Here is an 11,071-nt window from a genome sequence, read left to right as displayed (position 1 = left end):
TTCATCTCTTCGTCCCACGGTTGCACTGACCCAGTAGCGACTGTTTCGTTCAAGGCAAGTCATTGTCCAACCCTCAGACTCACGGGGGGGAAGGTTCTCGTGGTGGTGTTCCAAACCTGTTGATAACCTCTGTAAGACCCCCTGTAGTCCCCCTTGGTAAGGGGGACGGCGACAGCCGGGGGTTAGTAGCAACAGATCTGAAACACTACCGACGAATGGAGTTTATGAATCAAGTAAAAGCGGCTCTGTCTGAAAGAGCCGTAATAGAGTTTGGAGGCATCTGTACTGGCGCAAGATGTCATACCAATTTGAATTGGCTTCGCTGCACATGATTCAGTAAGGGCGTTTCGCGAAACACCCCTACCCAGTGATCTGCCACAATCAAACATTAAATCGGTATCAGTTTACAGAGAACGGATTCTCGAAACGTACTGGAGAACTAAGTACTGCTATTCATGGATAGGGTTTGGAAATAAAACCAGGGGGTGTGGGGGCTGCGCCCCCAGCCAGGGGTGGAACCCCTGCACCCCAAATTCCCACCCTTATTTACGACGAGTTGTACTAAGTAAAAATATGCTCAAGTTCATATTTGCTATACGCTCGAAAAGCAAGTAAGGTATTTGTTTCAATAATTCCTTCGCACTTCAGCATTCTTTGAGTCACAAAATCACTGAGATTCATCAAATCAGGAACTCGAACGATCGCAACTAAGTCGTATTGCCCGGTGACAGAATAAGCTTCGCTCACCCCATCCATAGCCGCTAGTTCTTGCATCGTTTCAGCAATGCGTGATTTTTGAGCCCGAATGAGAACAATTGAAGTAATCATGATGAAGACCTACAAGTATTGAATGAGTAATTTCAGTTCACCGTGGCGAGTACTGAGTGTCGAGAAACTTGTATTGCAAAAATCAGGCATTGACTGCACTGGGGAGATCATTAGAGATATCATTTCCTAGATAAGCCGCTTGTACGTCCGGATGATGACGAATCATCTCTGGTGAGCCACTTGCAATGACTCGTCCGTAAACCAATACAGTGATTTGATCGGCTAACGCAAAGACTGCATCCATATCATGTTCGATGAGAATCATGGCATAAGAATCACGCAGCAGCTTTAGCAATGCAACAATGTTGTTGCTCTCCTCCGGACCTACACCAGCCATGGGTTCATCCAATAGCAATACTTTGGGCTGCATCGCGAGTGCCATGGCGATTTCCAGTAAGCGTTGTTGTCCGTGGCTTAACTTCCCTGCTTTTTGGGTAGCTTGCTCCACTAAACCCACCGTTTCTAACACATCAAGAGCACGTTGGTTAAGCTGTGCTTCTTTTGCCGCATTGCGCCAAAATCGGAAGCTATGACCTGCACGGGCTTGAACGGCTAACGCCACATTCTCAAGCACAGTGAACGATCGCAACACATTGGTGATTTGAAAGGAACGAGCCATGCCCAGATGAGCACGAGCCTGCACAGACGTATGGGTTACATCGCGTTGGGCGATAAAAATGCGTCCAGCATCGGGCAAAATTTCTCCTGATAGTTGTCGGATCAGGGTCGTTTTACCTGCCCCATTTGGACCAATTACCGCATGAATCTGTCCTTGTTGCACCGTCAAATTAATCTGATCTGAAACAAGCAGTGCCCCAAATCGCTTGGTCAATCGCTCAACCGTCAAGATGGCTTCAGAGTTAGTCATGACTATTATCTCCTGAGCGATTGAGAATCCTGGTTCTGCCAAATAACACAATACCCACTAGGGCTAATCCAAAAAACAACTGCCAGTGTTGCGTATAGGATGCAAGAATTTTTTCCAGCACTTGAAAGATTACTGATCCAATGACAGGTCCAAATGCAGAAGGCACCCCTCCAATCACAACCATGATCATCAGTTCGCCCGATCGCGTCCACGACATGTAGGCAGGGCTAACAAACCCCGTTTGATTGGCTAGTAACGCTCCGGCAAATCCGGCAATCGCTCCGGCAATCACAAATGCCACCAACTTATACCAGTACGTTGAGAAGCCCATCGCTAGCATCCGTGATTCGTTGTCATGGCAGCCCCGGATGACTCGACCAAAGCGCGATCGCGTCATGCGCTGAAATAACCAAAACACTGCCACTAAACTCGCCAGAGACAGATAAAACAACAGCACCTCATTTTGCAGATCCAGCAATCCCCAAAACTCACTACGGCTACCAATCGGTAGACCGTCATCGCCTCCGTAAGCTGATAACCCATTCGCCGCGTAAAACAGCATCTGTGCAAAAGCGAAGGTAATCATAATGAAATACATACCGTGGGTCTTGAGCGCAATGGCTCCTGACAAGAGGGCAAACCCCGCACAGAGAATTGTCGATACCAATAGCTGAACCATGCCATTGGTCATGCCGTGATAGCTCAAAATACCAACGGTATAAGCTCCTAACCCAACGTAAGCTGCATGACCCAGACTAACCATGCCACCATAGCCCAGGATAAAGTTGAGACTCAGGGCAGCGATCGCAAAAATGCCAACACGAGTAAACAAACTAATAGCGAAGGGTTGATCAAACACGGTGGCATAGAGGGGAACCAACGCCATCAACCCAAAAAACAGAGTGGAGTGATGACGGAATAGCTTTAACCAGTTGCGATGCGCTGATTTATGGTCAATTACTTGCACAGTCATCATTACCCTCCCCTAAACAGACCACGCGGTGAGAAAAACAGCACTGCCGCCATAAAGATGTAAATCAACATTGAAGCGAGTGCGGGTCCAATGTCAGTAGCCACCGAAGCCGAGAGAAACAGCTTCAGCAAATCGGGGACAAAGGATTTGCCAATTGTGTCTACCAGACCCACCAGCAGAGCCGCGATAAAGGCTCCCCGAATGGAGCCGATGCCCCCTAACACGAGAACGACCAGTGCCAGAGTCAACATGTTATCCCCCATGCCAGGTTGCACCGAAGTAATCGGCGCAATGACCACTCCTGCCAGAGCGGCAAGTGCTGCCCCAAACCCAAACACAAACATAAACAGGCGATCGATATTAATTCCCAGGGCTGCAACCATGGTTCGGTTACTGGCTCCTGCCCGAATCAACATCCCGGCACGAGTACGGGTGACTAGCCAATACAAGGCGATCGCGGCTAACAAGCCGACTGCAATAATGAATAACCGATAGGTGGGATAGGTCACTCCCGGTAGCAGGGACACTGTGCCTTGAAAGAGAGGTGGCACGTCGATCAGTCGGGGAGCCGCTCCCCAAGTGATATTCACAAATTCGTTGAAGAACAGAATCAGTCCGAAGGTGGCTAACACCTGCTCCAGATAACTGCGGGTATAAAGCTGCCGGATGACCAACCGCTCTACCAGAATGCCAAACAGAAAAGCAGTCGGCAATGCCAGCACGAGAGCCAGGAAAAAGCTGCCAGTCCACTGGTAAAAGGTAGAGCCAAAGTAAGCTCCCATCATATACAAGCTACCGTGAGCCAGATTAACCAAATCCATGATGCCCAACACCAGCGTTAGCCCTGCCGCTACCAGAAACAGTAAGACTCCAAACTGAATTCCATTCAGACTTTGCGTGATCAGTAGTCCAATATCCATGATGTGAGCCTACATTGAACACTGGCTAGCAAACTTGTCACCAAAGTCAGTAAAGATTTGATCCTTGGTTTGCAGTGTCAACGCTCCATCTTCGCCACGCACGACTTCCTGCACATAGAAGTTTTGGATAGGAAATTGATTGGTGTTGAACTTAAATGAGCCACGCACCGATTCAAAATTGGCTTGCTTCAAGGCTTCTCGCAACGCTTCTTTGTCGCTCAGATCACCATTCACTTGCTTTAGTGCGCTGTCAATCAACAGAGCCGCATCATAACTAGAAGCCGCAAACTCTGAAGGGGCATAGCCATAGGTTGCTTGAAAATCTTCAACAAACTTTTGGTTCACCGGGTTATCCATATCCGGAACCCAGAACATCCCACCCATTAACCCTTCGGCAGCATCTCCGATCGCCGGTAAAGTCACCGCATTGATCGTAAACCCAGAATAGAGTGGTATTTGATCGCTCAAACCTGCTTGCTCCCACTGTTTGATGAAATTGATGCCGTCACTACCGGGCATGAATACATAAACGGCTTCTGGGCTGAGGGAACTGACTCTAGACATGACAGCCGAAAAATCGACTTGTCCTAACTCGGTATAAATCTCGTCCGCTACATTGCCTTGATAGTATTCTTTGAAACCTGCTAACCCATCCTTTCCAGCCTGATAATTAGGGGCAATCAACACCATCTCTTGAACACCCTGATCTTGAGCATATTGCCCCATAGCAGCGTGTACCTGATCATTCTGATAGGACGTAGAGAAAAAGTAAGGGGAACATTGTGCTCCAGCAATAGGGGAAGGGCCGGCGTTAGTGCCAATAAGAATGGTTTCTGAATCCGTGATGGGTTGGTGAATTGCCATCATTACATTCGACCAGATGACTCCAGCAACCATATCGACGCGATCGCTCTTCAACAATTTATCGGCAACTTGCAACCCAATGTCAGGTTTAACCTGATCGTCACCCACGATCACTTCCGTTTCTAACCCACCCAGGCTACCCCCTGCGTGTTTAATTCCCAGGTTGAACCCATCAATCATGTGTTGTCCAATGATGCTTTGAGGTCCCGATGTTGTGCTGATAAATCCAATCTTTAATCCGTCGTTTTCGGAGGTTTGAGTTTCAACGTTAGAACCCGCCGAACAAGCAATAATCGAAACTGATACCAAAACGCCAAGGAGCGCGTTTAGAATTCTCTTTCTCTTCATGGATACCTCTCCTAACGATGGATTGCGGGATGAATCACATCCCAATCAAACTACACACCCAAATACCGCTGGCGAATGTGGCTCGCCTGTTGCAGTTCTACCGACGTCCCAGTCCAAACAATTCTTCCTTTCTCAATCACAAAATGGCGATCGGCAATTTGCATGAGCGCGTCCAGGTTTTTATCAATCACTAAAATGGCTTGCCCAAGTTGCTTGAGGCGTTCTAGACACCGCCAAATCTCAGCCCGAATTAGGGGTGCCAATCCCTCCGTTGCTTCATCCAGAATCAGCAGTTTAGGATTGGTTAACAGGGCACGAGCGATCGCCAACATTTGCTGTTCTCCCCCTGAGAGTTGATTGCCCATGTGATGTCGCCGCTCGGCTAATCGGGGAAACAGTGTATATGCCTTTTCTAGCGTCCAGGCATTTGCTCCTAAACGGCGAGAATTTGCTGTTGCGACCAAATTTTCCTGAACCGAGAGATTAGGAAAAATTTGCCGTCCTTCGGGCACAAGCCCAATTCCGGCTTGAGCTACTTTGTAGGAGGGTAATCGCTGCATCTCCCGATCTTGAAATAGCACACGCCCCCGCTTAGGAGGTTGAATTCCCAAAATGGACTTGACGGTTGTGGTTTTACCCATGCCGTTGCGCCCCAAGAGCGTTACAACCTCGCGATCGCCAATAGATAAATCGACTCCAAATAAAACCTGACTGGTCGAATAGTAAGTCTCAACTTGTTCTAACTTGAGCATGATCAGATCAACTCGATGAAGACTTGCAAAAACACATTGGTGAATCTGAATTTAGAGAATGATGAGAGTAATTGAAGAGGACGAAAATCAGTACATCCACCCCTAACAAATAGGCTTTTCAAGCTTGCCTTGAGATCAGTAATAGAAGGGTAGCCTAAAGGGGAATTGCGAGTAGATTGGGGATGCTGAAGGTATCAACAATAACCACTTTAGATTGAAACTTGGGAACTCCTTCCACAAACACAATATGATCGTGATATTGACCCACGCTAAAGAGACGAGTTTGTCCTTCCTGATCGGTCTGGTAAACCACGTAGTTAGCGTATACCTCAAACACACCGTCAATTGTGCTCAATACTTCAATATTGGTAATACAGTGACGAGGGTAGTGAATGTTGTAGATATTGGCTTCCTGGATACTACGAACGCGATCGCGCAACATACCTTTTGTGTTACAGAAAATCACTCCCACGGGCAATCCACGCTCAACGTTTTCACGGGGAATCACCTTGTAAGCACAATCATCTGCAAAATAATTGACCCATTCATCGAGTCGAAAAGTATCAAGACTACGAGCGTAAGCAAATTCCAGGTTTTGAATCGCCAGATAAATGGCTTCATCCACAAGCTTGTACGTTGGCGTATCCGTGGAAACAATCATGGGGGTAATCGTCATTGTGCAACCTCTACGTCATAGTTCATCAACTCTGCATAGCGTTTCCAGAATCCGCGCATCGGCACTTCTGAAACGAGATGATCAATATCTCGGATTTCGCCTCTTCCATCCATCTCAATCACCGAATATTGGTCTTGTTCACGTCGAATGCCTTCCTGCACTAGACGCACTGCTTCTCCGTCTTCCATTGAGATGAAGCCAGATGGACCGACAAAATTAGCCTGTTTCAGTCGAATCTGAGTTAACTCCTCGTCATCATCGGCATAACCAAAGTACGTCCAATACAATTCAAATTCGTCTGGTCCTTTGGGACGAATATGGCGGGTTGCCAGCGTGTTGAGAATCTGTTGCACCACCACACTGGGAAAGACAGACATGATGCGATTTGCCACACCATCATCAAAGTCGGGACGTTGCTTCAAAATAGAAGGATCGACCAGTTTGTAACTCTGCTCATACTTTTGCTGATCTTTGTATTGGACTTCAGCTTCCTTTTTGTCGTAGTTGCCGCCGATGTTGTAGATGATGCTGTGTCCCTGATGTTTGTCGAGTACTACCCCACCCTTTTGAGTTGAGCGATACAATCCAAATGTGGCGTGAAACAGATGTAATAGTCCTGCATGGTAGGGATCTTTGACATTTTCAAAATACAGTTTCCAATTGCCAGGAATGAGTTGACGCATATAGCCCAATACCTTGACAGGCTTGTGAAACACTTTGTCAAAGTGATAGCGCAGATGGGTGTCTAAATAGCTGTCGAGCGGTTCGATATCCCAATCAAAACTACCAAAAACAATACCCTTGTAACTCTCTACCCGAATGGGGGTTAGCCCATGCTGAGACTTATCAAAATCGTCTGGATAACCACCCTTCCCCTGCATCCCATTCTGATAGGGAACGCCAGTCAATTCTCCTTTGAGATTAAAACACCATTGATGGTAGATACAGCGATGCTCTTTAGCGTTTCCACAGGCTTCTCGTCGCACGATCGCCCCTCGATGAGAACAACGATTAACAAAGGCGCGTAACTCCCCCTGGCGATCGCGATTCAGCACAACGGGAGTGTCTCCCATCACAGTTGTTTTAAAGTCACCAGGGTTTGGGATCTCCGCTTCTAACCCCAGATAGCACCAGGTTGAGCCTCGAAACAATCGTTGTTGTTCCCGTTCGTACACCTCTTGATCCACAAAAACCGAGTAAGGAACTCGCGTAAAATCAGCAGTTGGAAATACAACCGATGATGCAGTACTGGCTACCATAACAACCTCATGAATCAATACAACGGCTGAAATATTCCATCCCAAACTCACCCAGAACCAGGTCTGGATGAACTTGAACAAAGTGCATCTGTGGTTGGAGCACCTATTGAATTGGATTACCTACATGGGAAGGTAGGCGTTTACCCGTCAAACTTGAAAACGAAATGTTTTTTGATGCTTCTTGAAAAACATCACCAGTACACTGAGTAACCTAACGCATTGTTCAAACGATTACTACAACTGCCCTAATTCGTTCGTGAGAAAGAATTATGAATAGACATTTCTGACGTCAGAAATCCCTTCTAAAATTCAACCGTCACAGTCTGAATAGGATTGCGATAGATCATCATCACTGGATGGTGGTTTGAACGCGCAATCAAACTTTGTCGAACTTGAAGGAGGAGTTTTTCCCAGAAAAATCTCGACACATCAAGCTAGATATGATTTACGAGCAGGATGCTTGAGTGCCGCTCTAAATCTACTCATTACCTTATCGGAAAACTGAGTATATGTCTAAGATTTTATTTATAGATAGACTATACTTGTTCCGTATAGTAACTCCTATTTTCAGGGATTCTTAATAAAAACGGAAAATGTTGCGATCGCTACTGAATTAAGGTTTTGTTTCCTCTAACGCAACTCACTTTTAGGTGCATTCGGATGGAACTTCGTCATCTCCGTTATTTCTTAGCTGTAGCTGAGGAATTAAATTTCAGTCAGGCAGCAAAACGGCTTCACATTGCTCAACCCCCCCTGAGCCAACAAATTCGAGACTTAGAAGATGAACTGGGTGTACAACTTTTAGAGCGAAATAAACGACCGTTGCAGCTTACTAATGCAGGTCAAATCTTTCTCAAGGAAGTAACCACAATCTTAGGTCAGGTTGATCAAGCTGTAAGATCTGCTCAACGGGCAGGTCGAGGTGAAATTGGACGGCTTAGTATTGCCTTTAGCAATGCCGCTACCCAAAGCATATTAATTGACATTCTCCGGGTGTTCCGCGAACGTTTTCCCGACATTGAATTAGTTCTTCATGAATTGAATTCTTTTCAACAGATTCAGAGTTTGCAAGCCAACAAAATTGATGCAGGGTTTGTCTATCTGCACCAACTTGATAGCACCAATATTGAATATCGTTCTGTCACGAAGGAGCCGTTAATTGTTGCACTCCATGAGTTTCATCCCTTGTCAATGTGCGATCGCGTTTCCTTGAAAGCCTTGGCTCATGAATCGTTTATTTTGCCTCCTCGCCAGTTAGGTCCTGGCTTCTATCACAAAATTATCGGTCTTTGTCAACGTGCTGGATTTGAACCTCATGTCGCCCATGAAGCAATGTGGTTACAAACGGTGTTGAGTTTGGTTGCAGCCAGGGTTGGTGTTGCTTTAGTGCCAATCTCAACCCAACAGCTACAACGGACTGGTGTTATCTATCGTCCTCTGCAAGAGAAAACATTTGATGTTGAAATGTCAGTGATCTGGCGAAAGGATGATACCTCTCTAGTACTTCATGAGTTTCTTAAGGTGATTCAAGATTCAATGCTTAAAGCCTATTAGGCATTGATGTGACTGAGTCGTAAAACCGGCTCGATTTGCAAATCAGTTGCAAGCTTCATAAACCTTTGAAGCCGTTATCGCCGTAGCCCCATTTGATGGGACAGAGGCGAGATGTGCAGGCTCAAATAGGATATCAAGTAACACAGTGTAATTCGGCACCTTGTCAGTTGCTACTTTTCTGAAGTTCAATTCCTGTAAAATCCTGTTCACCTCCGGTATAACGTTGAATCAGTTCTCGAGGAGTCATGAGCTACTCTGAGAGAATTAAAGATTATCGACCTGAAACGAATGCAGCAGTGCTGCCGTTGTCACATCCCAGACAAAAATTTTCCCAACTCTCCTAGACCTGCCAGTTTCGTTCGATCCTGGCTGAGAAAGTGCGTTTCAAAGCGACATTCGCTATAGTGACCTCGGATATGTGGAAAACGTCCCAACATCTGCTGGGTTGGAATATCCCAAACGCTAACGTAATTATTTCGCTCAAGGGCGATCGCCAATACTTCCAATGGACGTTGTATCGTCAGTGGGATTCGAGACAAGTCAGTCAAAGTTTAGGGTCTTTATACAGATCAAATTCTTTACGCTTTCCCAGGATGCCCTCCTACAGCAATGACTCCTGATAGTAAAGTGCTTGCTTATTACAATGACGCAAATGCAATTATTCTCTGGGATCTGAGGTTAATCAAGAGATGCGCACGTTATCAGAAAACTCGTCACCCATTCGAGCCATTTGTCTCAGTTCCAATCGGCGTGGGTCGTAAGTTATGACGCAGACCAAACCATCAAAATATATGGCCTACTTGAAGAATAAACATGAAACATACTTCGTCAACCCATCAATTTTGTTTAAAGGGGTGTAGTGTTCAGTCAATCAAGGAATGAACCCACGGGGCAAGCCCCGGCAGGTATTCCGCCCCAAGGGGCGGGGAATTTACCCAAAGAGATTAAATTGGTATGAGTAGGTCTGATGGAATTTGCAATGGATGTTTCGTAGTCTGCGGCACTTGCCCAACTACTGAATCACAAACTCGGCTATCAATTCAAAGCACAGAAAATTTAAAGTTTTAGCACCGGACTATATTCCAGGGCAGCGCGATCCCAATGTCCTAAATTCGCGGCTGCTTCGTAAGTGCTTTGCAAGAATGACAGCACCATTGCATCTGAATTACTTGCCTGCCTGACTGCTTCGTAGGGCAAAACGAACTCTTGCATTTCTGGACTGAAGAATGCCTCCTGGGGTTGCACTGGGTAGTCTTTGAACCCTTCGGGAGTTGGATAGGCATAGGCGTAGAACAACGCTTCGATCGAGCCTTTGCCAAACCAGAACCCACAACTGCTCACCTCATGGGAGTAAGCCTCTCGCGTCACCCAATCTGCCATCCCTGGAACACCACCGGGATGGTCTGGCGCACGTCGTCCAGAGAAGCGAGTCACTGCCAGGTCAAAGCTACCCCAGAAGAAATGGACTGGGCTACACTTCCCTGCATAACGAGCGCGGAAAATCGTCAGTAACCGATCGCACTGCACGAGAATTCGCCAAAATCTCTGAGCACACTCATCATCATAAGCAGTGTGTTGGATATCTTGCTCAAAGGGAATGGGATCCGTCACTTCCTGAGGTATCGTCCAAAGCTTCACCTCAATTCCAATATCTTCTAGGGTACTCATTACTGCTTGATAAAAATCAGCAACGGAGCGGGGCATCAGTGCGATCGCTTTGGTGATTCCATCACTGGTTTCAATAAGCAACTGATGATTGAGAAAATCAAAGGTGATTTGAAATATCCGAGTTCCATAAGGAATAGCTGAAGTGGTGAGTCCTCGTGGTGTGACATAGAGCGTCGAATGCCACCAGTGATTGACTTTAGGCGCAAGTGCTAATCGAATCTTGCCGATAATTTGAGTCCATAGATGAAGCGTTTCATTCGTATCTTGCCACTCTGCGACGGGTAAGGGCAGCCACACCTCAGAGGATAAATTAGACGGAGCGTTACTAAAATCATTGTCCATAGTCCGACACCCAAGAATC

11 protein-coding genes are annotated in these 11,071 nt (G+C 46.4%); 1 reads left to right on the top strand and 10 read right to left on the bottom strand.

The features are described 5' to 3' along the window. Positions 1-561: 561 nt before the first annotated feature. The 8 genes from H6G89_RS32715 to H6G89_RS32680 all read right to left on the bottom strand — a co-directional run bounded on the left by H6G89_RS32715 (position 562) and on the right by H6G89_RS32680 (position 7,569). Positions 562-828, bottom strand: a complete 267-nt coding sequence (locus H6G89_RS32715; RefSeq protein WP_190514197.1) for an Lrp/AsnC family transcriptional regulator — start codon at positions 826-828, stop codon at positions 562-564. An 82-nt stretch (positions 829-910) separates the two neighbouring features. Then, positions 911-1,696: an ABC transporter ATP-binding protein gene (locus tag H6G89_RS32710; RefSeq protein WP_190514196.1), complete on the bottom strand. Its 786-nt coding sequence runs from the start codon at positions 1,694-1,696 to the stop codon at positions 911-913. Further along, the gene (locus H6G89_RS32705) at positions 1,689-2,672 is read right to left on the bottom strand and encodes a branched-chain amino acid ABC transporter permease (protein WP_199337078.1); all 984 of its coding nucleotides are present in this window, start codon (positions 2,670-2,672) and stop codon (positions 1,689-1,691) included. Before H6G89_RS32705 ends, H6G89_RS32710 begins: the two co-directional genes overlap by 8 nt. Further along, on the bottom strand, positions 2,672-3,589 hold the full coding sequence (locus H6G89_RS32700) for a branched-chain amino acid ABC transporter permease (protein ID WP_190514195.1): 918 nt from the start codon (positions 3,587-3,589) through the stop codon (positions 2,672-2,674). Before H6G89_RS32700 ends, H6G89_RS32705 begins: the two co-directional genes overlap by 1 nt. A gap of 9 nt (positions 3,590-3,598) precedes the next feature. Beyond that, a complete protein-coding gene (locus H6G89_RS32695) occupies positions 3,599-4,801 on the bottom strand; it encodes an ABC transporter substrate-binding protein (protein WP_190514194.1) in 1,203 nt (400 codons plus the stop codon). 50 nt (positions 4,802-4,851) lie between these two features. Next, on the bottom strand, positions 4,852-5,553 hold the full coding sequence (locus H6G89_RS32690) for an ABC transporter ATP-binding protein (protein WP_190514193.1): 702 nt from the start codon (positions 5,551-5,553) through the stop codon (positions 4,852-4,854). A 154-nt stretch (positions 5,554-5,707) separates the two neighbouring features. Next, positions 5,708-6,229 (bottom strand): aromatic-ring-hydroxylating dioxygenase subunit beta, encoded by a 522-nt coding sequence (locus H6G89_RS32685; RefSeq protein ID WP_190514192.1) that lies wholly within the window; start codon positions 6,227-6,229, stop codon positions 5,708-5,710. Further along, positions 6,226-7,569 carry an aromatic ring-hydroxylating dioxygenase subunit alpha gene (locus tag H6G89_RS32680; protein WP_199337077.1) on the bottom strand — a complete coding sequence of 448 codons (1,344 nt, stop codon included), beginning with the start codon at positions 7,567-7,569 and terminating at the stop codon, positions 6,226-6,228. The genes H6G89_RS32685 and H6G89_RS32680 overlap by 4 nt, the downstream gene beginning before the upstream one ends. Before the next feature lie 579 nt (positions 7,570-8,148). Between H6G89_RS32680 and H6G89_RS32675 the strand changes: the two genes are divergently transcribed. Further along, entirely contained in the window at positions 8,149-9,042 is an 894-nt protein-coding gene (locus H6G89_RS32675) for a LysR substrate-binding domain-containing protein (RefSeq protein ID WP_190514191.1), read from the top strand. A 308-nt stretch (positions 9,043-9,350) separates the two neighbouring features. Here the strand turns inward: H6G89_RS32675 and H6G89_RS32670 are convergent, their stop codons facing one another. Together H6G89_RS32670 and H6G89_RS32665 are read right to left on the bottom strand one after the other, a co-directional pair. After that, positions 9,351-9,590 (bottom strand): hypothetical protein, encoded by a 240-nt coding sequence (locus H6G89_RS32670; protein ID WP_190514190.1) that lies wholly within the window; start codon positions 9,588-9,590, stop codon positions 9,351-9,353. Positions 9,591-10,098: 508 nt separating this feature from the next. Then, positions 10,099-11,052, bottom strand: a complete 954-nt coding sequence (locus H6G89_RS32665) for a DUF5996 family protein (protein WP_190514189.1) — start codon at positions 11,050-11,052, stop codon at positions 10,099-10,101. Between the last annotated feature and the right edge of the window lie 19 nt (positions 11,053-11,071).

The sequence above is a fragment of the Oscillatoria sp. FACHB-1407 genome, from assembly GCF_014697545.1.
Lineage (GTDB): Bacteria > Cyanobacteriota > Cyanobacteriia > Elainellales > Elainellaceae > FACHB-1407.
Note: the sequence above shows the minus strand (reverse complement) of the source record. Positions and strands in the feature narration are given on the sequence as shown.

What these genes read in the sequence shown, in the direction of transcription:
- H6G89_RS32665 (WP_190514189.1), bottom strand. Translation starts at nt 11,052, where the DNA reads ATGGACAATGATTTTAGTAACGCTCCGTCTAATTTATCCTCTGAGGTG.
- H6G89_RS32675 (WP_190514191.1), top strand. Translation starts at nt 8,149, where the DNA reads ATGGAACTTCGTCATCTCCGTTATTTCTTAGCTGTAGCTGAGGAATTA.
- H6G89_RS32700 (WP_190514195.1), bottom strand. Translation starts at nt 3,589, where the DNA reads ATGGATATTGGACTACTGATCACGCAAAGTCTGAATGGAATTCAGTTT.
- H6G89_RS32685 (WP_190514192.1), bottom strand. Translation starts at nt 6,229, where the DNA reads ATGACGATTACCCCCATGATTGTTTCCACGGATACGCCAACGTACAAG.
- H6G89_RS32695 (WP_190514194.1), bottom strand. Translation starts at nt 4,801, where the DNA reads ATGAAGAGAAAGAGAATTCTAAACGCGCTCCTTGGCGTTTTGGTATCA.
- H6G89_RS32710 (WP_190514196.1), bottom strand. Translation starts at nt 1,696, where the DNA reads ATGACTAACTCTGAAGCCATCTTGACGGTTGAGCGATTGACCAAGCGA.
- H6G89_RS32705 (WP_199337078.1), bottom strand. Translation starts at nt 2,672, where the DNA reads ATGATGACTGTGCAAGTAATTGACCATAAATCAGCGCATCGCAACTGG.
- H6G89_RS32690 (WP_190514193.1), bottom strand. Translation starts at nt 5,553, where the DNA reads ATGCTCAAGTTAGAACAAGTTGAGACTTACTATTCGACCAGTCAGGTT.
- H6G89_RS32715 (WP_190514197.1), bottom strand. Translation starts at nt 828, where the DNA reads ATGATTACTTCAATTGTTCTCATTCGGGCTCAAAAATCACGCATTGCT.